This is a genomic window from Chloroflexota bacterium, assembly GCA_034717495.1.
Classification (GTDB): Bacteria; Chloroflexota; Anaerolineae; order JAAEKA01; family JAAEKA01; genus JAYELL01.
In genome coordinates, this window is record JAYELL010000040.1 from 34,756 (window position 1) to 55,944 (window position 21,189).

The following is a 21,189-nucleotide window of genomic DNA, read 5'->3' on the forward strand; positions in this document are numbered from 1 at the left end:
TGGGGGCGCTCATTTATCTCCATTAATCGGTGCTTCGTGTCGAAATGCCCTATCTGGAAATACCTCGGCAAAAATCTGTCAAAACATTACAACATCCCCTTGATGATAATGAAGCCAAAGCATTGCTTTCACACTTGCATGGCAGAGACTATCTTCTCGCCGCTATCATGTATGGGGCTGGGCTGCGTGTTAAAGAAACTGCCTTCCCTTCACAGCGACTCAGCCGCCATCGCCGCGAACCGGACAACACGACCCTGTATCGTTTTCATGTCAGCCCAAATTTGGTTTCTCGCAGTGTCAAATCCGCTGCACAAGCCGCTGGCATCGACAAGCGAGTTACCCCACACATTTTACGACACAGCTTTGCCGTTCCAACCAGACTCCCAAGACCTGAGACCGGTTTACCCAATATCCAATGACCAACCCGAGCCACTAGGCCCAAGGGAAGAGTAGCGAAGTGTTCAGGGGAAAAACTGGGACCCCAGGTATTCCACAAGAGCTGGATCGAGCTCTTCTCCGGCCGCGCCCAACTGGAGTGACTGGAGGCGAGATTCAAAGCGCGTCAAGGCACCCGGATTGTTGCATCCTGGACCGAGCAGCACGACATCACCATCGAAATAACAGACGTCCAGGTCACGTTCCTCTGTAATCCAACGCATTAGCCCATAGTACAGCCGCGGCTGCACCCCGTAACGGTGATCGTTCAGATCGACCAAGACCCAGTCGACACGGTCGGCAATCCTGAGTATCCGCGGGTCGTGCAGCAAATAGAGGTCCTGCCGGTTGGCAAGATGGGGCGCGTAGGCCTCAGTCGTCGCGACCGAACCGTCAACCGGAAGAAGCTTCTCGGCCTGCCAGAAGTGTTCTCCTTCGATCTGCCCTTGCAGGCTATAGTTTTCCCAGTCGGACGGGCCTGCATCAGCCTGCCAGAACTGGTCGAAAAGGCCTGCCAACAGGGCGCAGGCGATCATCCACGACAGGACCAGGACCAGCCAGGAGTAACGGGGAGAAGAAGCGACTTGCGGAATGCGATCTGCGAAACCAGGTGAAGCGGGGGCCTGCTCCGCTGCCTCGAATCGCAGAAACCTGCGTGTTGCAGCCATACCGTAGACGGCCGCAGCAAAGACGATGGCAATCAACGGGGCGGCATAGTGGAAATAGATGGACGACTGGTATAAATTGCCTGCCAGCCAATTGATCGCCAGCGATGGCAAGGCCACAAGAATGGCGGGACTGAGCAGGGAGAGAAATCCGACGGGCAACAGGAACTTGAAAAGCATCCAGAGGCGTCGCGGATCGCTGACAGTGTGGCTCAGCAGGAGTTCAGGGTTTCGAATCAATCCTGACACGATGTCCGCCGGGCTGGCACCCAACCAGGCGTAGCGAGCCAGGGTGTCGGATGGGGCGCTGCGGAAGAGAGGGATGACGAAAAACAGAGCCAACAGCGACCAAAGCAGACCCGCGATCGTCCAGCCTATTCCCAGGGAACGATACGGGCGTTTGCGCCACCAGACGAAAAGCCCGAATGCGGCCACGGTGAGGCCGATATCCTCCTTGCAGAGCAGGGAAAGGAACAGGGAAACGCAAAGAATTCCTGGCCTCTCGGCCTCAAGCGCCCAAAAGGCCAGCAGAAGCAAGGGCACCACCAGTACTTCCTCGTGGAATTCAAAGCGATTGACGAAACCCAAAGCGGGATAGGTCAAAAAGAGCGCTGCCAGGACCAGGGAACTTACCCGGGATCCCCGGGGCCAGAGGGGTGTCAGGATCTGGCGGGCCAGGGCTACCAGAGGAATGGCTGCCAATGCCAGGGCCGCTGCCTGAAGGATCAGCAGGGCCCTGGGATCGGGCCAGAGCCAGTAGATGGGCGCCAGGATCAGGATGATTGGCGAGACATGGTCGCCCAGGTAATTCTCCACTTCGACCGATGAGGCAAAGGGGCGTCCCTGGCTGGTGTTCCAGAAGACCTGGCTGTGCAGCCCCAGGTCGTATGCCTTGGAGTTGAATGCCTGGTGCCGGGCGATGCTGAATGCGGCGAGGATCAACGTGGAACCAATCACCATAGCCACGATGATTATCAGCGTTCGTTTGCCCTGTGCCAGCCAGTCATCCAGCCTGACAAGATAACCGGCCAACCATCCCGCAACGCGGCTCAACGGCTGCCGGAGCAGCAGAAGGGCTATGAGGGCGGCTGCCAGAAATGCCAGGCTGATGCGCACTTCCGACAGCAGGCTCAGGTTGAATTCGGTTGCGGGTGTGCCGGCAGGAACCAGGGTGCCCAGCCATCGCTGGGGTGTCAGGGTGAACCAGGAAAGGACCACCAGGGCAAAAACAGCTGCTGCCAGGAGCATCCGTTGCCAGGGTAGGCGGTCCGCTGGGTTCACAACCAGGCCTCCTGGGGCAGCGGTGGGTCGAAACGGTCCACCGACATTGCGGCGCGGATCTCCCCGACGGTGGTACCGCGATGGTTTTTGACCGGGGGGTTACGAAGGGGCTGCAGGCGTTGCATTGTCCCGGCGTCCACGAGATCGAGGCTCTCCAGCAGGGAGACGATAACAGCTCCCAGGGCGCGGGGATTGCCGTCGGCGACCTTCAGGGCGATGCCGAGCGAACGATCATTACCTGCTTTGATGGCAATGCCCTGATATCCCTCGGCGCCCCCCTTGCAAACAATGGCACCTTTGCCTGCTTGCATCAACTGGTCATCCAGCGCACCGTGATTGGAGACGAGATGGGGATAGGCTTGCATTGCGCTCACGACGCGCCGGCACTCAGGAGGTGCATCGGGGGCACTCAGACGGGCGAAGGCCAGAGCGGCATTAGCCAGTGGCACAGCGAAGGTGGGGAGGGAGCAGCCATCGCTGGCAGTAATGATGGCAGCCATCGGATAGGAGGCCATCTCCGAAAAACGGGCCAATATCGCTCGCTGCACAGGATGATCGAGCCCGGTGTAATCCAGGTCCTGGCTCGCCCAGAAGCGAGCCAGGGTCAACATGCCAGCGTGTTTGCCTGAACAGTTATTGTGGCGCGCATCGGCCTCTTGCCCTGCCGCCGCCAACCTGCGGTGAGCCTCCTGATCGATAGGCCAATGGGTGCCGCAGCGCAGGAATGATTGATTGAGCCCTATGGCATCCAGAATGTCCTGAACGGCTGCAACATGGGTTTCAGTGCCATGGTGGGAGGCGCACATGATGGCCAGGGCTTCCTGGTCAAGGTCATAGTGGTCCAGTGCGCCGCTTGCAACTGTGGGAAGGGCCTGAAACGGTTTTGCGGAGGAGCGGAGATAGGTAACGTATTTGGGATTGCCCGCGGCCGCCAGCAGGGCTCCCCGATTGTCGACTACAGCCAATGCCCCGAGATGGCTGCTTTCAACTATCTCGCCGCGTGTAACCATTGCCAAAGGTGTCATATCCATCGTGTTGGGCGAAGGGTCTGCGCCGTCAGTGGCGAGAGAGGGGTGGCCTGTTGTCATGGGAGCAGGATCAGAACTGACTGATGTGGGACTGGAAGGGCAGTCCGGCCAAAATGGTTCAGGGGGTGTCGGTCGTTGCTTCCCCGGCCTTAGCATCTTCGCTATCGATCGGCGCCTTGCCCGATTCGCCCGGTTCACCCTTGGCCTCCGGTGATTCCGCCGGTTCGGGCGGTTCTGCCGGTAGCAGTTTGGCTGCCGCCTCGGCTGCTGCCAAGGCGGCTTTCTTGTTTTCGTTGTAGACCCGATTGATTCCCTGCTTGATTTGAGCCTCGATCTTGCTCTGGCGTTCCTGAGGAATCGGGAAATAGGGAACCAGGCCTTTGACCAGTGCGCTGGCCGTTTCCTGTTTGGTGTATCCCTTGTTGAAGAGGGTTCGTACCTGGCGTCTGACGAGACGAATGTACTCAGAGAGAGGTGTGGTTGAATCAGCGGTCGTCAGGGGGCCGTGCCCGGGTACGATGATAGCAGGTTTCAATCGGCGAATATAGCTGAGCGCGTCCAGCCACTGTTTGCTGTTAGATTGGGCCATGTAGGGATGTTGATCGAACCAGACAGTGTCGCCGGCAAACAGGATTTTCGATTCTGGCAGCCATGTCAAGATCGTTGCCTCGGTGTGACCACCCACATGGATGAGGCGCACAGTTGGACCTCCATGCTCGATATCAAGGCGGTTATCGAAGGTGATCGTCGGCCGAACGATGGTGAGATTGGTGAACTCCGCCTGGATCTTCGGTTCCCGTTTGAATGAATCGATGACCCGCTGGCAGAAATTGGCGCCGTATCCGCGCATGTTTTTCCAGGCCAGCTCATGCGCGATGACCGGGGCATTGTAGAACTGGTTCCCCAACACATGACCACGGTGGTGATCGGTGTTGACAATGTAAAGATTGGGCTTTTTCCTCGTGACGCGGCGGATGTACGCCAGCCACTTCGCGTTGTCGGAGGGCAGCATGGGCGTGTCGATGATGATGTTTCCGTCACGGGTCTCGACCAGGCCAACGTTCGACCCTCTGAATCCCTGATGGATGTGAATACCACGAGCGATCTCTTCCATGTTTGCCTTCTTACTTCCAGTTGATCTCCGATCCGACCGTTTTGTTCGGTGGGACGCCAAATTATAGCATATCCCCATTCCTTTTGCCAGCAGATTCACGAATTCGGCGGCTACTGGCTTCGGCGGAACGTCTCTCCCGGGAATCTGGATGATCGGAGGCCTAAATCTGTTCCCCGATGGCCTCTCGAAGCTGCTGGGTGATACGGGCAAACCGGGGGCTGCCCATGATGTCGACATTTCGTGGCCGTGGCAGATCGATAGGAATCTCAAGAACGATCCGGCCCGGCCGTTGGCTCATCACCAATACCCGATCGGCCAGAAAGACGGCTTCAGGAATGCTGTGGGTTACCATCACGGCCGTGTAGTCATAAGTTTGCCGGATGCGCAGCAACTCCATGTTCATCCGTTCTCGGGTGATGGCATCCAACGCGCCAAAGGGTTCGTCCAGAAGCAGTACTTCCGGTTCGTGGACCAAGGTTCGCGCCAGCGCTGTCCGTTGCGCCATGCCGCCCGAAAGCTGGCGTGGATAGGCGTGTTCAAAGCCATCCAACCCTACCAGATGAAGTACTTCCAGCGAGCGTTGTTCCATCTCAGCGGCAGGCATGTGCTGAAGCTCCAGAGGCAGGGCAACGTTGCGCAGCACTGTGCGCCACGGCATCAGGTTGGCATGTTGGAAGACGTAGCCTACCTCGGAGCGCGGTTCTGTCAGTTCCTGATTTTTCAAGAAGACGTGACCCTGCGAGGGAGTAAGAAGACCACCAAGAATGCGCAGCAAGGTTGTTTTTCCGCAGCCCGACGGCCCCACCACGCAGACGAATTCGCCGTCCAGGACGCTCATGTTTGTTTTTGCCAGAGCAGCGGTCGGGCGACCGCCATTCGCCGGCGGGTAGGTCAACGCCACCTCTTCGGCTTGCAGCAAAGGGGCGGGGGACACAGGGCGCGCTCCTGAACTGGCCGTAGGCATCGGGACAGAGAAAAAAAGCATGGTCTGTGGTCGCTGGGATCCGATAATCAGGTTAATCCATCGTGGCCGAGTCCACGAACTGATTGGTGAACAGGTCTTCCGGCACAACCGCCCGGTCGATCAGTCCCACCTCCAGCATGAATTCGGCGGCTTCCTGCCATGATTGGGGATCGCTTTGCCCTAAATCCTCGGCTGAAGCTTGCCACATCTCCAGGGTGGCATCGAACACGGCCCGGTTGATCGCCCTGGCGTCGCCGCCTGCTTCGGGCACGGCTCTCAGGCTCATTTCAAAGGCTTCATCCGGGTTGTCGAGGGTATAACGAATCGCCTTGAGCAGGGCGGTGACCGTCTTTTGAACCACCTCAGGCTGCCTGGCAATCAGACGATCGCTGACCACCAATCCGTTGGATGGCAAATCGATATACTCGGAGACGGCGATGACGCTGACCGGTTCGCCGTTCATCTTGAGTTGCACCGGCCCATTGGCGATGTAATCGATGGCAGCATCGACCCGTCCCTGGCTGACGGCTGCAGCCTGGCTGAAACCGATGGTCTCCAGGGTCACCTCTTCCTCCGGTATTCCTGTGGCATAGACCATGGCCTTCCAGGCCACCAGGCTTGCGCCAAACATGCCAGAGATGCCAACCCGGCGACCAGCCAGGTCTGCCGGTCCGGTGATATTCTTGTCTTCGAGGGCGAAGATCCCGACCGGAAATTCGCGGTACCAGGCCATCGCATAGGTCACAGGAAGTTCCTGAGCCCTGGCCAGAATGACCTGTTCACCGCTGGCAACAACAAAGGGCATAACATCGGTGGCGACCAGCTTGAGGAAATCGGTCTCGGAGCCATGTTGGAAGGTCACTTCCAGGCCCTGCTCCTCAAACAGGCCCATTTCCTGGGCCACGTAGAAAGGTGCAAATTGAACACTGGGGATGTAGCCGAGGCCCATGACCAGCTCGACCGGTTCGGTCCCGGAGGGCTGTTCCGCGACCTGTTCACCGGCTATCGTCAGCGGTTCGGCTGGAAGGGTGCAGCCGGCGACAAGTAAGATAAACAGGAAAAGGCTCGTGAGCAGCGTGCTGAGTTTATTGTTCAAGATGGTGCCTCGCTTTCTTTGTTGCTATGTGGCGGGACTACTGGTGTACTGTCCCAGGATTATTGAATCCGCTGCCATGCCAGCAGCCTGTGTTCCAGCCAGTTCACAACGCCGTACAACGTCACCGCGATGACAACCAATGTGCCCAGGGCGACAAAGAGCAGTGGCGTATCAAGAATGCCGCGGGAAAGATTGATCAGGAACCCGAGTCCGCGATCGGCGCCCACGAACTCGGCCACGACGGCACCAATCACCGCCAGGGTTACTCCAATCTTCAGCCCGCCGAAGAGTACCGGCAGCGCGGCAGGGATCTCCAACTTGGTGAAGGTCTGCCAGCGCGAAGCCCGCAACGACTGCATAAGTGCCATCAGATCTGGCTCCACCGATCGTATGCCGACGATGGTGTTTATCAAGGTCGGGAAGAAGATGGTCAATGCGCAGATCAACACTTTGCTGAGACCAGGTGATCTGATCCAGATCACCAACAGGGGGGCCAGCGCGATAATCGGTATTGCCTGTGAGGCGACCAGGTAGGGCGAGAGCAGCCGTTCCAGCCTGCGAGACTTGGCGAGAAAGTATCCCAGTACTGTAGCAGCGCTCAAACCAAGAAGCAAACCGGCGAAGATCTCCAGGACCGTGATCTGCATGTGGTACCACAGCGAGCCGTCGCCAATCACGGCAAACATCTTTTTGCCAACGACCGACGGTGCTGGCAGGATGAAGGTAGGATAATCACCCCACTTGACCAGTTGATCCCAGAGTACCAGCACGATTACCGCTGCCACCGGGGCCAGAAGCAGTTCCGCGTGTAAGCGCTCATGCCATGTCCGGGCGACTACTGCACCTTCGTCGGTGGTGTTGGAGATCGTTTGATCAGAAGTCCACATCATAACCTGCCTCGATAGGCGGCACAGTCGAATCGATGCCCGACCAGTGCCGTAGGGGGCAAGGCGCGCGCGGAAGGGGGACATCTGTGTCACTGTGGGTCGATCAAAGGTCATTCCCGAACGCAGAAGCCCCCGCGGTCGTGGAATGACCTTTGGGGGATCTTACGACGCAACTCAGATGCGTATCGAGCAGATTCCACCGGGAACTCCGCGGAGTCCAGGCAAAAACGCCCTGCCTTCTCCCATCCGGACTTTACCGTCGGCTCTGGCTTTGATAGGATCGTACCAGATCCACCGCAGAATGCGGGTCACGGGCTCGAAACGGTGTCACAGACCGTCCCACACCGCCGGTCGGGAATTGAAAGATCCCGGGTACTTTCGCTGATCTCTCTCACCCTGCCCCGAAGGCTCAACCTGCTATCTAATTGTGAGCATTATAACATGGGCAATTCGGTGGGTCAAGGAACCTGGATTCCTTAATCCGGGGAATGCACACTGCCTGACGAAGTGTGGAAGATTCGATCAGTGGCCCAGCAGAGCCACGCTTTTTTCCCGTGGTTGATGGACCAGGACGCTCTCTCCAAACCGCTCCAGGAGTTCCTGGATGCCGGCGCAGCGGGGCTTCAGCCGAGGCTCCTTGACGCGCCATTTTCCCGTGACCTGATTGATGACCAGCAAGCTGTCGCCCAGGATCTGTAGCTCAGTAGCCGCGGGATCGATTCCCATGTCTTCTAATTCAGCGAGAACGGCTTCCAGGGCGGCGGTCAGCGTGTCGTATTCAGCTTCGTTGTTGGTCATGTCGGGTCCGAAGTCGAGGCGAACTACAGGGTCGACCTCGCCATCCCAACTGATGAGGTAGCTTCCGTAGCCCTGTCCCGGATTGCCCTTGCTGCCACCATCGAAAACCAGTTCCATGTGGACGCCTGGTGGGGGATCCGTGACCGGCGCCTCCTGTTCCAGCGCAGAGACCTCTTCTTCGATCAAGGCCGGGGTTGGTTCGCCGGCGGTTTCAGCACCGGGGATCACACTGCGGGGAACTGCGTCGAGGCTTAAAAGATCTTCTTCTTCAAGGCCGGCAAAGCTCTCTTCGGGAAGCAGATCCATCTGTTGAGCACGACGCAACAGGCGTTCCCGTTGTTTAGGTTCAAGCTTTGCGATGGCTGCTAAAAGATCATCCAGTGCAGTCATGGTGTACCCTTCAGGACGGTTGCTTGCCCTGTTTCTTCTGATACAGGTAATAGAGATTTGCCTGGTGGAGACGCTGAACCATGCCATCAAGCGGAATGCGCGACTTTCCACATTCCTCAATACTCATTTCCAGCAGGCTCTGGGCCGGCGCGTCGATCGCAATATGTTCATCGACCGCCTTCTCGATGCAATCCAGATAATCAAGACTTGATTGAATGGTTCCCCTGATCTCGCCACGCAGCAGCACATCGCCGTGCCCCTGGACCACGTTATCCAGTCCCTGAACTTCGATCGCGTTCAGTGACTTGCGAAGATCTGCCATGTTGCCGCCTACCTGAAAATCGATGTAGGGTACTGGCAGGATCGTGTCACTGGCAAAGAGTACCTTATCCTCCTTGATTCGTACCGTGATCACATCGGGACTGTGGCCAGGCGAGTGGTGCAAAGTGATTGTTTTTCCCCCGATGCGAAGCACCAGGGAGTTGTCAAAGACAATTCTTGGCATGCGCAGTTGCACGGCCGACAGCTGGGGGGACTGGCTCTGGGCAAGTGCCAGGTTGTCCTCACCAGATCGCAGCAGATAATCGCGGCAGCGGCGATGGCCGATTAACTCGGCTTCGGGGAAGAGGTAGCTTCCCATGATGTGATCAGCATGGGCGTGGGTGAGGATGAGGTAACGAATGCCCTGGGGACAACGGCGAAGGGCAAATTCCCGCATTCGTTGGGTCTCCGAAGGAAAGGGCAACGTGTCAATAATCACCGCACCTTCGTCGGTTACGATCACACCTGCCATCACCTGCAGGTATATTTCACTGCGAAATACGTAAATGTCGAGGGCAACCCGCTCTCGCAGCATACGACCTCATATCCTTTCGTCAAGAAAAAACCGCCGGCCATACGGCCGCCGGCCTGAGCATTCTATGTTCCCCGCCATGCCGTGTGTCTCCGAGTTTTGAACCTGCTTTCGCAGGTGGGAAACTTATCGGCGGCGTTCACCTTGCCAGTCCCGAAGGCAAGCCTCCGGGGGCTATCGTGTTTTCCGTCGAAATCTCGAAACCCTTCTTCTAGGTGTTGGCTCAAAACGTTAGAACGACATCACGTACACGGCAGGGTACGATGACATTAGTGTAGCATAGCTGGTGGATTTCTGCAAGTCAAATGCAAACATCCGGCAGGGCAATCGCGTGTAGAAGAGAGTGCCGCAAACAGCCGGTAGCAACTCAATCTCGCATCCGGGAGCTCTGCGAACGCGCCGATTCCCCGGGTCGGCGCCGGGTGTTGTCAGGCTGCCATCGGGAGGGGCACAGACATTCTACGATTGTCCTACGACCTCGTAATGTACGACCCCAGGCTCAAATTCGAGCAAAAAGTCTTGGTCTTCAGGGTAGTATTTTGCCAACTCTGCATCCTCTCCGGCGAAACCCTTGATCACATCCAGATTCTGCCAAAACGTCATAGTAATGAAATGGGTGACTTCACCTTCTTTGCGCTCCAGAATGTGGACGCTGATATTGCCCACAACCGAGTGATAATCGAGAATAGCCCGTTCGTTCAGAAACGCTCGATATGCCTGTGCCTTTTCCGTTGGCACGCGCCCATGCCACATACGTACAATCATTTTGTCTCCTTACTGTCAGGCAGCTTTGTGAACCTCAATTGGTCTCTCTGTCACGATAACAATGGGTGGATCATGGTTCACGGAAAGCACATTGAACTGGCTCGCCTCGATCATTTGCTGAAGTTCTCCGGCGGTCCAGTACCGGGCATTGCTCTCCACGGTGCTTTCTGTGCATCCCATACGAAGCGTCCATCATGGCCGCCCCATCATCTTTGCCTGATTGAAATCATCGTCGCTGATAGGATATTCCGCCGTTTTCTCCCGTAGGTGACGTGCTCTTATCAAAGAGGTTTCCGGAGGAATTCTGTTGCTACGAATCGCTTTCTCAATGCATACAAGAATTTCGCTATAGAGACTTCGGCGATTCATTGCCGCGTATCGCTTTAATTGAGTGTAAAGCTCCTCATGAATATGCTGTACGGTCAGTGTAGGCATATCACAACCTCCATAGTGGTTTCGTTTCGACATCATTATGGAGGAACTGCTGCGCTTTGTCAAGCATTTTTCAAGAAGGCGGCTAACGGTTACATCAGGCGCTCGGCGGCGGCGTAGCGTCGTACTTTGACAACGTAAGCTGCCGCCGGTTTTTCGCGCACCAGCCCGCGACTGAAGCCCAGGTTTGGGTCGCTCTCATCGAGCGGGCGGTTGGGCATGTTTTGCGCCAGGCATCAACCGCAGGAAACGCCGTCGCAGGCCCACAAGCCTGGGTGCCGGAGTGGAAACATGCCTGAAATCCAACCTGATGGACGCTCGCATGGTTTTCGTGTATAATCGACAAAATCGGTCAACCGGGTGACAGGCTATTTCGCGGAGGTCCAACATGACACGTCCCCTGAACGATACCGAATACATTTTTGGATTACACGATCCCGGCGGTGAGGAGCTTATGCTGGATGCAAAGCGTCCCGGCTGGATCGTATTCTCCGAAACCATCGGTCGAGATCCGGATGATGAGACTGGCTTCGACTATTCCTATTGGTCTGAACAGGGGTTGGGGATCATCGTACGGCTCAACCATGGCCACGATCCGGATGGCACCATCCCTCTCAGCCAGCACTACGAGGACTTTGCCCAACGCTGCGCCAACTATGTGGCCAACAGCCAGAGTTGCCACATCTGGATCATTGGCAACGAGATGAACTTCCCGGCCGAACAGCCGAAGTTGGAGGCCCGCAATGTTGAGCCGGTCCAGGTTCGGGCGGCTGATGATGCCTCGGATCAGCCAACGCCAACCATCAGGGAGCAGCCGCAACGATTCAGCGCGCTGGGCTCCGACCAGGCTGGTAATCGTTCTGTTGAAGAACGGGAGTCGATTACACCGGCCCTTTACACCCGCTGTTATCGACTCTGTCGCAAGGCAATCGGCAGCAAACCAGGGCACGAGAGTGATCAGGTTCTGGTGGGCGCAGTGGCGCCGTGGAACAACCAAACCAGGAGCGATGAAAACCAAATCGGTGATTGGGTCCGCTACTTCGAAGCGATTCTCAGCAGGCTGGGACCCGATGGTTGTGATGGCTTCGCTCTGCACGCCTATACCCACGGCGCGGATCCCGATCTGGTTAGCAGCGATACCAAAATGGAGGCTCCCTTCGCCGACCGCCACTATCACTTCCGGGTCTACCAGGATTTTCTTGCGGCGGTCCCACTCAATATGCGTCATCTGCCAGCCTACATTACGGAGACTGACCAGGATCAGGCCTGGCAAAATGAAAACTCCGGCTGGGTGCGTAAGGCTTACGGCGAGATAAATCGATGGAACAAGGACGAGGGGCATCAGCAGGTAAGGGCCCTGGTGCTGTTTCGTTGGAGGCGCAAGGACAAATGGTATATCGAGGCCAAAAAAGGTGTTATCGATGATTTCCGCAGGGCCATGCGCTGGCGTCATCGATGGCAGCAGTACCGGCCGGCCTACATGGCAGTGTTCCAGGAGGGAGGGGACATCAAGCGTGCCAGGCCGGGAGAGTTATTGGCGGTATCTCTGAAGATTCGCAACGGGGGCAGCAAAACGTGGCGTCGCCGCGGCTCGAAGCCGGTGCGCATCGGTTTCCGTTGGACGACCCTCGAAGGTGAGCCGGTGCCGGTAGATGATGCCAGGGAAAGCCGCACACCACTGCCTCGAGATGTCAAACCGGGCCAATCGGTTACCATCGATGATGTGCCGTTGGCGGTGCCCAACAGAACCGGTCAATTCGAATTGCGATGGGATCTGGTCGAAGAGGGCGTCAGTTGGTTTCGCGATCAGGGTAATCCGGAATATGTTCATCGGGTCACTGTCGAGCCGGATCCCTCGGAGCAAGGCCTCTATATTGAGATCACCGAGAAGTGGATCCGGGGACCCTTTCTGGAACGATATCGGGCGGCAGGACTGGACATCGTTGGCCTGCCGATTACCGAGCAATATGTGGACCCGGTAACTGGTTTCAATACCCAGTATTTCCAGCGGGTATCCATGGAAGAGACCCCTCCCGGCCAGGTTCGCTTTCGCCTGGCTGGCCAGGAGGCGTTGGAGGCCCAATCCAGGATCGCTCAGCTCACTCAGGAGATTGAGCAGCTCAAGCACCAGGTAAAGGAGTTAATCGCAAGTGCCGGGAAGGTGGCCGCGGCCGCTGCTGCGATCTCTCCTGTTCCACGCCCACAGGTGACAAATATCGCTGATCAGCTGCCGCGCGATCCTTCCGGATATGCACAGAGGGAGAGGCAACAGATTCGCCATGTAGTGATCAACCATACTGGCGGTCCCGCTTCACTTTCTGTGGAGCGCCTTGCATCCTACCACCAGGAGCGGGGGTATCCTGGCATTGCCTATCATTACATCATCGACGGCGAGGGCGGGATTTTGCAGTCCAATGCATGGACCGATACAGTGAGCAACGCCGGCTACCTGGGTCAGGGACTCAACGTCGCAATCGCCGGAAAATTCGACGACGCGGCGCCGCCGGCCAGCCAGATCGAGGCGACGGCCAGGCTCTGTGCCTGGATTCTGCAGGAACTGGGCCTGGATATGGACGATGTCAAGGGAGTGACGGAGTTTGTCAACCATGGTTCGCCCGGTTGGCAGTGGCTCCATGGCCAGCGCTACAAAGATGATCTGATCGAAGGCATTCGGTCAGTCCGGGTTCAGGCGACGCCCGAAGAGCCGGACCGCGATCCCGATCAGGAGGGAGACAGCGCCCAACAGGAGGAGCGCATCCTGGAGTTGGAGACAAAGCTACGTGCTCGGGAGGATGAGCTTGCCGACACCCAGATCCACCTTGGGCGCATGGAAGAGCAATTGGCCGCCCGCGACCGGCGCATTGCCGATCTGTTAGGGCAATTGGGTGGTGCGGCACCCAGTGCCATCGAGAAGCCGAATATCCACGACGTGGTCGACGACCTGAAAAAACATCCTGCCAAGTCCTACAGGACTCGATCTGTGGAGGAAATCACCCATATCTGTATTCACCACAGCGCTGTTTCGGGCACTATCCCTCTTGAAAGCGTGGCGGACTATCATGTCGATTCCCGCGGCTGGCCCGGAATCGGCTATCATTATTACATCAAACCCGACGGCACCATTTACCAGGTAAATCGGCAGCAAACCGAGTCCTATCATGTCGCTCACAACAATCATTACACTGTGGGGGTTTGCGTGGCGGGCGACTTTACGTACGCCATTCCTCTGGAAACTCAGTTGGATAGTGCGGCTCAACTTGTGGCCTGGTTGATGCAGGAGCTGAACGTGTCGGAAGAACACATCATGGGGCACAAGGAGTTCCCGCGAAACGATACCAGCTGTCCGGGCGTGACCTGGCTCAAGAACAAACAATGGAAGGCACTGCTTCTGCAGCAGGTACGGTCCCTTCAGGGAATCGCGCGGAGCAAGGGTATCTATCACTACCTGTTGTTCTGGCAGAAGCAGGATGATTGGGCCAGACAGGATTGGAACGCCGCCCAAAAATATATCGGGCGTTTCCGTCCCTCGGCCGGATTCTCGGTGGACGACGCCGCCAATGCTGAGGTTGTCACCATTGTTGGTGGTGTTGCGGGTGTTCCCTACGAAACGGAAGTGATCTTGAGAAAAGCAGGCAGCCGGGTAGAACGGCTGGAGGGCAGGGATTTTGCCGATACCAAACGAATTCTGGATGACCTTGCTGCCAGGGGAGAGCGTTTTTTTGGCGAGCCTGCGTAGGTTCTTTTATTGCGAGGATATCTCTGTTGTCTACCGAACCGTCAGTTGCTGAAGCAACCCCTTTCCAGCGGGCCTACATGGTCAGGTTGCCTCTATTCGAGGGACCGCTGGATCTGCTTCTGCATCTCATTGAAAAGAACGAGCTCGATATCACCGCCATTTCTCTGGCCCTGGTTGCCGATCAGTTTGCAGCCTACTTGCGGGAGCTCCAGGAAGTACGGGCGGACATTATCGCCGATTTCCTGGTTGTCGCTGCCAGGCTCTTGCTGATCAAGTCCAGATGGCTTCTTCCCAAGCCGGAGATGGACGACGAGGAGTTAGAGGAGGATCCGGGCGAGGCCCTGGCGCGGCGGCTGCGGGCCTACAAACGATTCAAGGAGCTCTCTGAGTTCCTTCAGGGTCTGGAGAAGGAGGAGCGCCACAGCTACGTTCGGGTGGCGCCACCGCCGCCCATGGAAACCCGTCTCGATCCCGAGGGTCTTTCGGTTGACCAGCTCCTGGCAGCCTTGCAGGACTTAATGTCGCAGGAACCAGATCTGCTGGCAGTCGATCCCATCGTGTCGCGCCGTAAGGTCACTGTGCGCGAAAAAATCGAGTTGATCGAGGCCCTGGTGCGCCAGGGACAACCGGTGCCATTTATGCAGGTTGTTGGCCGAGGGGCAGCGCGGATCGACATTGTCGTGAGCCTCTGGGCCGTTTTAGAGATGATCAAACAGGGCCGCATTCAAGCTCGCCAGTCCCAGCTTTTTGGCGAGATCGTTTTGATCAACGCTCCCCAGGCGGCAGGAGAGGACTGACATGGCAAGAACTGTCGATTCTGGCACATCTACACCCGCAGACCAACTGCGTGATCTTCTCGACCGGTGCGAACACCGCGTAGTTAGTCCGATGGATGGCGGCGGCGTGCCTGAGCTGTTCCAATGGATGGACCAGATTGCTGATAGCTGGTCTGAGTTGGAGGCCATTGGCGTAGATTTAAGAGCGGAGAAGACTCGCTGGCAGGGCCTGCAATCAAAGGTGCAAACGCGGGGCTCTATACTGCTGCGGGCCTGGCCTGACGAACCATCGCTGGCCGAGGTCCGTGCGGCGGTCAAGCCGGGACAAGATCGCAGCTGGTGGTGGATTGACGAGTATGTGGCCGCGTCGCGTCGAAGCCGCCTGATTCGGAGCCTTGCCATCCTGGCAGCTGTCGCCGCTGTGATCGGCGGCGGAATCTTTCTGTTTGAGAAGCTCTTCCCTGTGGATCCGATCGTCAAGCAGGTGTATGAACTGCGATCGCAAGCAGAATTGGCCATGTTCGATGGGGATCTCGAAGCCGCCCGGCAGGCTTTTGCCGAAGCGGTAGCAGTTGACCCGACGGATATCGATCTACGCCTGATGTTTGGCGCGATCCAGGAGTCGTTGGGTGAACAGGCTGACGCAGACGAATCGTGGCGGGTTGCCCTTGATCTGTTGGACGGGGATGAGGCAGCCTTTTACGTGCAGCGAGCCAGCGCCTTTGGCAAGGTTGGCCAGGCCGACAAGGCGCTTGAGGATGCCCAGGCAGCCGTGGAACTCGATCCTGAATCTGCGGAAGCATTTATGATAATGGGTATCGCCTACGAGTTGGCCAGCATGGATTTCGAGGCGCTTCAGGCCTATCAGATCGCCAATGAACTTGTCGACGACGGCAATGCCCAGTTGACCGTACTGATTAGAACCCGGATGGCTTCGCTCCTGCAGAGGCCTGCGTCGGCACCGCCCACGGAGGCTCCGCCGTAGGGCCGCGTTATGCTACGGCAGGAAAGTCAGATTATCTGGCTGGGGTAAACTATGGTATAATTACGACAGCGGTTGCTTCGCTTGGCAGCCGCTGAATTTCGTCTGATCTGACTTACCGATGCAAACATGGGCGGGGCGTAAGAGATTCCACTTGCTCGCCATCTATAGATATGAAGACTAAAAAAAACAGAACGTGCCACAATCTGGCTTTCTGGTAGCTCCGGTCGAAGTGACCATAGAGAAGAACGTCACTGTCGAATACTGTGCATTTGAGTGCCAGTGCAAGCTGGAGGACCCCTTAGATGAATGAAAGCCTGAAAAGCGCCGAAAAAAGATATGAAGAAATACTGCGGCTGATGGCGGAACCGGAGATTGCCGCGGATTATGAAAAGATGGTCGAACTGGCCAAGGAGCGGGCTGAGCTTCAGGGCCTGGTGGAAACATTTCGAAGATACCAGGCACTCGAACAAGAACTGGCCGACGCTCAAGAGTTGTTGGATGAGGATGGCCAGGATCCTGAGCTCGTCGAATTGGCGAGAGAGGAAATCGAACGGCTTCTGCCTGAGATCGGGCAGCTGAAAGAGACGCTGAAGGTCATGCTGCTGCCATCGGATCCTAACGATTCGAAGGATGTGATCGTCGAGATTCGTGCGGGCACCGGTGGCAATGAGGCCGGTTTGTTTGCAGCCGATCTGTTTCGCATGTACTCTCGTTGGGCTGAGGCTCATCGCCACAAGGTGGAGATGCTCAGCCACAACGAGACCGGAATCGGTGGTTTCAAAGAGGTGATATTTTCGGTTAAGGGACAGGGCGCCTACTCGCGGTTAAAACATGAAAGTGGCGTCCACCGGGTTCAACGAGTCCCGGTTACCGAGTCACAGGGCCGAATTCATACGTCGACGGCGACTATTGCCGTATTGCCCGAGATGAGCAACGTGGAAGTTGAGATCAAACCCCAGGATATCCGTATCGATGTCTTTCGTGCGGGTGGGCCAGGTGGTCAGAGCGTCAACACCACCGACTCGGCGGTGCGAATCACCCATAGCCCCACCGGTCTTGTGATTTCCTGCCAGGACGAGAAGTCGCAGCTCCAGAACCGGGCGCGCGCCCTGCAGATCCTGCGTGCCCGACTCTATGCCAATGAGATGGAGCGTCAAAGGGAAGAACAGAGTGCGACCAGACGGAGTCAGGTGGGCTCTGGCGAACGGAGCGAAAAGGTCCGAACCTACAACTTTCCGCAAAACAGGGTCACCGACCACCGCGTTGGCATCACGCTGCATCGGCTGGATTCGGTTTTGGAGGGTGACCTGGATGAGCTGATTGAGGCCCTGATCGCCAAGGAACAATCCGATCGAATGGCTCGCCTCAACGAAGAGGCGGTAAACCAATAATCGCAAGGGAGCGATAACCTGTGTGGAGTACAACTCTGGGAGACGCCCTGGGCGGCAACGGCCATGATTCCGATGGTGGGCGCGCCGTCCCTGTATCTTATTTCAACTGGCAATTGGATGCCGAGGTAACCGTCGGTTTGGCACTGGTGGCAGCAACGCGTCGCCTGAAAAGTGCCGGGCTGGATACGCCGCGATTGGACAGCGAGGTGTTGCTGGCTGAGGTGATGGGTTGGGACCGGACCAGGCTTTTCACCGATCCGGATCGCCAACTCAGCGACGCTGAACGGCAGAGATTTGAAGAGCTGGTGGAGCGGCGCTTCAGACATGAGCCCGTGGCCTACCTGATCGAAAGAAAGGCCTTTTACAACCTGGAGTTGTTTGTCGATCACCGTGTGCTGATTCCGCGACCCGAAACTGAGTTGTTGGTGGACTTAGCCCTGGACCTGGCTTCGCAGCTGTTGCGCCTCAGGCAGGAAGAGGCGGGCGGCAACGGCCATGGACCCGGCTCATCTGTCGAGCGGATAACCGTTGCCGATATCGGCACGGGCAGTGGTGCGGTCGGCCTGGCGATAGCCCTGAACGCCTCGATGACCGATGTCTACGCTGTCGATATCTCCGACGATGCTTTGGCCGTGGCGAGGGAGAACGCTCGTCGCTGCCAGGCCGAAAATCTGGTAACGTTTTTCAAGGGGGATCTGCTTGAACCCCTGCCTGCTCCGGTGGATATCGTTGTAGCCAATCTGCCCTACATTGCCCTGCATGAGCTTGATGAGCTGGCGCCGGGGATCACAGATTTCGAACCGACCCTGGCCCTTACTGGCGGCGCCGATGGCCTGAGTCTCATCCGCCGTCTTTTGGTCCAGTCCCGAGCTTGCTTACGGCCTCAGGGTGCCGTGTTGCTGGAGATCGGTGCCCAGCAAGGAACTCAAGTGGCAGCTATTGCACGGGAGCAGTTTCCCGAAGCATTCGTCGAGGTGTTGAGTGATTATGGCTACCGGGATCGTATCGTTCGAGTTCAGAGCTGAACCGGATTTCGGGCGAACATCGAGGAATCTGCAGCGCCCATCAGGGCGCTGTGTCGCGGGAAAAGTGGATAGCGAGTAGTGAGCTCTCAAGCAGATATGCCCGCCAGATTAACGACGATTTTGCCAGCAGATGGCCCACAGGCGATCGAACGGGCGGCGGCAGCTCTGCAGCTGGGAGAGCTGGTGGCCTTTCCCACCGACACGGTTTATGGCGTTGGGGCAGTTGCCTGGAATGCCACCGCTGTTGCAGCTCTTTTCCGGGTAAAAGAAAGATCGGTTGACAAGGCCATTCCAGTTTTGATCAACGGCCAGGAAATGCTGGAGTCCATCGCGGACCGGCTGCCGGTTGGCACGATCAGACTGATCAAACGTTTCTGGCCCGGGCCATTGACTCTCATCGTGCCAAGGGGACCGGCGGTTTCCGACATCGTGACAGCGGGCGGGGAAGGGGTAGCGGTCCGGGTGCCAGATCACCGGGTCGTTCTCGACCTTATCGATCTGCTGGGTAAACCGCTGGCGGCAACGAGTGCCAACATTTCCGGACAACCCAGCCCCGTCTCAGCGTCGCAGGTTCTTGAGCAATTGGGAGGGCGGATCAAGTTTCTGCTGGATGGCGGAAGCAGTCCGGCGGGAGTCCCATCGACGGTTGTGGACCTGACAGGCAGCAGATGGCGAGTGCTGCGTCCGGGGCCAATTGAATTGAGTCAACTGAAAGAGACGTTGGGTTAGATTTTCCTCTTTCGCGTAGTGGTTTAAGACGGGTTTCTCAGGGAAAGCGAGAGTTTTCTCACCGATTTAGGGTGCATTGATGGCTGACGTGACGGTAATCGGCGCTGGCTTGGCTGGCTCGGAAGCAGCCTGGCAGATAGCCCAGCGGGGACTGACAGTTGATTTGTACGAGATGCGGCCCGTGCGGCAGACTGAGGCCCACGTTTCCGATGGGTTCGCGGAACTCGTTTGTAGCAACAGTTTTGGCTCGACGCGCATCGACCGCGCCTTGGGGCTTTTGAAGGAAGAGATGCGGCAACTGGGCTCGATGGTTATCGCCTGCGCGGACAGGCATGCCTTGCCGGCCGGTGGCGCGCTGGCGGTGGACAGGGAGATCTTTTCCAGGTCGGTGACGGCGCTGGTGACTTCGCACCCCAACATCACAGTCCAGCGGGAGGAAGTAACGGAGATTCCGGACGGATTGGCGGTCGTTGCCACAGGCCCTCTGACTTCCGGGTCTCTGGCAGAATCCATCGGACGAATCACCGGGCAACAACACCTCTTTTTTTACGACGCCCTGGCGCCCATCGTATCCTATGAGAGTATCGCGTCCCCGCCAGCCTGGCGGCAGAGTCGCTACGACCGGGACAGCGGAAGTGGGCAAGGGGACTACATCAATTGTCCCTTGGACAAGGACGAGTATGAGACATTCGTCGAGGCGATCAGGTCTGCCGGGCGCATTGAACTACGCGCCTTCGAAGAAGAGGATGGGGAGGCGCAGCGTTTCTTCGAGGGATGTTTGCCGATCGAGGTGTTGGCGGAGCGGGGCGTGGATGCCCTGGCATTTGGTCCGATGCGGCCGGTAGGGCTGCGCGATCCGCGCACTAATCGGCGTCCACATGCCGTTGTGCAGCTGCGCCAGGATAACCTGGCTGGGACCCTGTACAATATGGTAGGGTTTCAGACCAACATCAAGTGGCCGGAGCAGCGCCGAATCCTGCGCTTGATTCCAGGCCTTGAAAATGCCCAGTTTGTGCGACTTGGCCAAATGCACCGCAACACATTCCTGAACTCCCCGACTCTTTTGCTGCCCACGCTGCAATTCAAGAATCGCACCGATCTGCTTTTTGCAGGGCAGATCGTGGGATCAGAAGGCTACGTGGGCTCGGCGGCCGGCGGTCTGCTGGCTGGCATTAACATGGCCCGCATTGCCCGACACAGTTGGCCATTGATCGTGCCAGAGGATACCATGATGGGCGCATTGTTTCACTATGTGACCCAGGCCGAGCCGAACAGCTTTCAACCGATGAAGGCCAACTTTGGTCTGCTGCCGCCCCTGGCGAAAAGAGTCAGAAACAAGGGGGCGCGCTATCAGGCTTACGCAGACCGGGCGCAGGCATCGCTGCGAGCATTCATCGTTGCCCGTGAGATCTTGCCTGTGGCGGTATCTGAGGTCTCTGGGCGCTAGTCAGTCAATTTCCTCTCCTCCTTCCTTCCAGTATTCTCCTCCTTCCGACTTTCTCGCTGCTCCAATCTTATTTCTTGCTGCGAAGCCGGAACCAATAAGATGGACAACCGTCATCATAGTTAGTAGCTGTTTGAAAAGGGGTTAAAGGTTTCCCCAGGCTGGTCGAAAGCTGCAATTCAGGCCTGGAAACCCGCCTGATGCAGCGAAGCACACTTTGAAGACCCAACAAGTTCCATAGACAAGACTTTTCAAACAGTTTCTTGGCCGGTGGCGGCGTCTTTTCCACCCGTTTACCGAGGGAAACCTGGGGCTGCCAAACGTTTATATGGCAGGGCCGGGTTGAGGGACTCCGGGATTTTCTCGAGGCGCTGGTTGGCTACAACAGAACTTCT

General features: G+C 57.3%; 20 protein-coding genes, 1 other RNA gene and 1 riboswitch. Of the genes, 8 read left to right on the forward strand and 13 right to left on the reverse strand.

The window, feature by feature from the left end:
- Window positions 1-44: 44 nt before the first annotated feature.
- Window positions 45-419 (forward strand): hypothetical protein, encoded by a 375-nt coding sequence (locus U9R25_08390; GenBank protein ID MEA3335913.1) that lies wholly within the window; start codon window positions 45-47, stop codon window positions 417-419.
- A 42-nt stretch (window positions 420-461) separates the two neighbouring features.
- Here U9R25_08390 and U9R25_08395 read toward each other — a convergent pair whose 3' ends face one another.
- From U9R25_08395 to U9R25_08455, 13 genes are all read right to left on the reverse strand, one after another.
- On the reverse strand, window positions 462-2,381 hold the full coding sequence (locus U9R25_08395; protein ID MEA3335914.1) for a DUF2079 domain-containing protein: 1,920 nt from the start codon (window positions 2,379-2,381) through the stop codon (window positions 462-464).
- Entirely contained in the window at window positions 2,378-3,391 is a 1,014-nt protein-coding gene (locus tag U9R25_08400) for an asparaginase (protein MEA3335915.1), read from the reverse strand. Before U9R25_08400 ends, U9R25_08395 begins: the two co-directional genes overlap by 4 nt.
- A 136-nt stretch (window positions 3,392-3,527) precedes the next feature.
- On the reverse strand, window positions 3,528-4,523 hold the full coding sequence (locus U9R25_08405; protein ID MEA3335916.1) for an MBL fold metallo-hydrolase: 996 nt from the start codon (window positions 4,521-4,523) through the stop codon (window positions 3,528-3,530).
- Between the two features lie 160 nt (window positions 4,524-4,683).
- Window positions 4,684-5,457, reverse strand: coding sequence for an ABC transporter ATP-binding protein (locus tag U9R25_08410; protein ID MEA3335917.1), 774 nt, complete (start codon window positions 5,455-5,457; stop codon window positions 4,684-4,686).
- An 82-nt stretch (window positions 5,458-5,539) separates the two neighbouring features.
- Window positions 5,540-6,583: an ABC transporter substrate-binding protein gene (locus U9R25_08415; GenBank protein ID MEA3335918.1), complete on the reverse strand. Its 1,044-nt coding sequence runs from the start codon at window positions 6,581-6,583 to the stop codon at window positions 5,540-5,542.
- A gap of 59 nt (window positions 6,584-6,642) precedes the next feature.
- Complete coding sequence (locus U9R25_08420) at window positions 6,643-7,473, reverse strand: ABC transporter permease (GenBank protein MEA3335919.1); 831 nt, start codon at window positions 7,471-7,473, stop codon at window positions 6,643-6,645.
- A gap of 227 nt (window positions 7,474-7,700) precedes the next feature.
- Window positions 7,701-7,883, reverse strand: a riboswitch (FMN riboswitch).
- Window positions 7,884-7,992: 109 nt separating this feature from the next.
- A complete protein-coding gene (locus U9R25_08425) occupies window positions 7,993-8,658 on the reverse strand; it encodes a ribonuclease HI family protein (protein MEA3335920.1) in 666 nt (221 codons plus the stop codon).
- A 10-nt stretch (window positions 8,659-8,668) separates the two neighbouring features.
- Entirely contained in the window at window positions 8,669-9,514 is an 846-nt protein-coding gene (locus U9R25_08430) for an MBL fold metallo-hydrolase (GenBank protein MEA3335921.1), read from the reverse strand.
- A gap of 64 nt (window positions 9,515-9,578) precedes the next feature.
- Window positions 9,579-9,774, reverse strand: a non-coding RNA gene (gene ssrS / locus U9R25_08435) — 6S RNA.
- A 196-nt stretch (window positions 9,775-9,970) separates the two neighbouring features.
- On the reverse strand, window positions 9,971-10,276 hold the full coding sequence (locus tag U9R25_08440; GenBank protein MEA3335922.1) for an antibiotic biosynthesis monooxygenase: 306 nt from the start codon (window positions 10,274-10,276) through the stop codon (window positions 9,971-9,973).
- 15 nt (window positions 10,277-10,291) lie between these two features.
- Window positions 10,292-10,456 (reverse strand): hypothetical protein, encoded by a 165-nt coding sequence (locus tag U9R25_08445; protein MEA3335923.1) that lies wholly within the window; start codon window positions 10,454-10,456, stop codon window positions 10,292-10,294.
- Window positions 10,457-10,468: 12 nt separating this feature from the next.
- Complete coding sequence (locus tag U9R25_08450) at window positions 10,469-10,711, reverse strand: DNA-binding protein (protein MEA3335924.1); 243 nt, start codon at window positions 10,709-10,711, stop codon at window positions 10,469-10,471.
- An 89-nt stretch (window positions 10,712-10,800) separates the two neighbouring features.
- A complete protein-coding gene (locus U9R25_08455) occupies window positions 10,801-10,929 on the reverse strand; it encodes a hypothetical protein (protein MEA3335925.1) in 129 nt (42 codons plus the stop codon).
- Between the two features lie 167 nt (window positions 10,930-11,096).
- Between U9R25_08455 and U9R25_08460 the strand changes: the two genes are divergently transcribed.
- The 7 genes from U9R25_08460 to trmFO all read left to right on the forward strand — a co-directional run bounded on the left by U9R25_08460 (window position 11,097) and on the right by trmFO (window position 20,797).
- Window positions 11,097-14,444, forward strand: coding sequence for a peptidoglycan recognition family protein (locus tag U9R25_08460; GenBank protein ID MEA3335926.1), 3,348 nt, complete (start codon window positions 11,097-11,099; stop codon window positions 14,442-14,444).
- 26 nt (window positions 14,445-14,470) lie between these two features.
- On the forward strand, window positions 14,471-15,241 hold the full coding sequence (locus tag U9R25_08465; GenBank protein MEA3335927.1) for a ScpA family protein: 771 nt from the start codon (window positions 14,471-14,473) through the stop codon (window positions 15,239-15,241).
- Between the two features lies 1 nt (window position 15,242).
- Window positions 15,243-16,205 (forward strand): hypothetical protein, encoded by a 963-nt coding sequence (locus U9R25_08470; protein ID MEA3335928.1) that lies wholly within the window; start codon window positions 15,243-15,245, stop codon window positions 16,203-16,205.
- A gap of 302 nt (window positions 16,206-16,507) precedes the next feature.
- A complete protein-coding gene (gene prfA, locus U9R25_08475; protein ID MEA3335929.1) occupies window positions 16,508-17,596 on the forward strand; it encodes a peptide chain release factor 1 in 1,089 nt (362 codons plus the stop codon).
- 20 nt (window positions 17,597-17,616) lie between these two features.
- Window positions 17,617-18,621 (forward strand): peptide chain release factor N(5)-glutamine methyltransferase, encoded by a 1,005-nt coding sequence (gene prmC, locus U9R25_08480; protein ID MEA3335930.1) that lies wholly within the window; start codon window positions 17,617-17,619, stop codon window positions 18,619-18,621.
- A 78-nt stretch (window positions 18,622-18,699) separates the two neighbouring features.
- Complete coding sequence (locus U9R25_08485) at window positions 18,700-19,350, forward strand: L-threonylcarbamoyladenylate synthase (protein ID MEA3335931.1); 651 nt, start codon at window positions 18,700-18,702, stop codon at window positions 19,348-19,350.
- A gap of 79 nt (window positions 19,351-19,429) precedes the next feature.
- Window positions 19,430-20,797 carry a methylenetetrahydrofolate--tRNA-(uracil(54)-C(5))-methyltransferase (FADH(2)-oxidizing) TrmFO gene (gene trmFO, locus U9R25_08490; protein MEA3335932.1) on the forward strand — a complete coding sequence of 456 codons (1,368 nt, stop codon included), beginning with the start codon at window positions 19,430-19,432 and terminating at the stop codon, window positions 20,795-20,797.
- The last annotated feature ends 392 nt before the right edge of the window (window positions 20,798-21,189 follow it).

Excerpts from the sequence above, each read along its gene's own strand:
- U9R25_08425 (MEA3335920.1), bottom strand. The coding sequence starts at position 8,658 with ATGACTGCACTGGATGATCTTTTAGCAGCCATCGCAAAGCTTGAACCT.
- U9R25_08430 (MEA3335921.1), bottom strand. The coding sequence starts at position 9,514 with ATGCTGCGAGAGCGGGTTGCCCTCGACATTTACGTATTTCGCAGTGAA.
- U9R25_08460 (MEA3335926.1), top strand. The coding sequence starts at position 11,097 with ATGACACGTCCCCTGAACGATACCGAATACATTTTTGGATTACACGAT.
- prfA (MEA3335929.1), top strand. The coding sequence starts at position 16,508 with ATGAATGAAAGCCTGAAAAGCGCCGAAAAAAGATATGAAGAAATACTG.
- U9R25_08400 (MEA3335915.1), bottom strand. The coding sequence starts at position 3,391 with ATGGTTACACGCGGCGAGATAGTTGAAAGCAGCCATCTCGGGGCATTG.
- trmFO (MEA3335932.1), top strand. The coding sequence starts at position 19,430 with ATGGCTGACGTGACGGTAATCGGCGCTGGCTTGGCTGGCTCGGAAGCA.
- U9R25_08440 (MEA3335922.1), bottom strand. The coding sequence starts at position 10,276 with ATGATTGTACGTATGTGGCATGGGCGCGTGCCAACGGAAAAGGCACAG.
- U9R25_08420 (MEA3335919.1), bottom strand. The coding sequence starts at position 7,473 with ATGATGTGGACTTCTGATCAAACGATCTCCAACACCACCGACGAAGGT.
- U9R25_08470 (MEA3335928.1), top strand. The coding sequence starts at position 15,243 with ATGGCAAGAACTGTCGATTCTGGCACATCTACACCCGCAGACCAACTG.
- U9R25_08455 (MEA3335925.1), bottom strand. The coding sequence starts at position 10,929 with ATGCCCAACCGCCCGCTCGATGAGAGCGACCCAAACCTGGGCTTCAGT.
- U9R25_08390 (MEA3335913.1), top strand. The coding sequence starts at position 45 with ATGCCCTATCTGGAAATACCTCGGCAAAAATCTGTCAAAACATTACAA.
- U9R25_08445 (MEA3335923.1), bottom strand. The coding sequence starts at position 10,456 with ATGGGATGCACAGAAAGCACCGTGGAGAGCAATGCCCGGTACTGGACC.
- U9R25_08405 (MEA3335916.1), bottom strand. The coding sequence starts at position 4,523 with ATGGAAGAGATCGCTCGTGGTATTCACATCCATCAGGGATTCAGAGGG.
- U9R25_08450 (MEA3335924.1), bottom strand. The coding sequence starts at position 10,711 with ATGCCTACACTGACCGTACAGCATATTCATGAGGAGCTTTACACTCAA.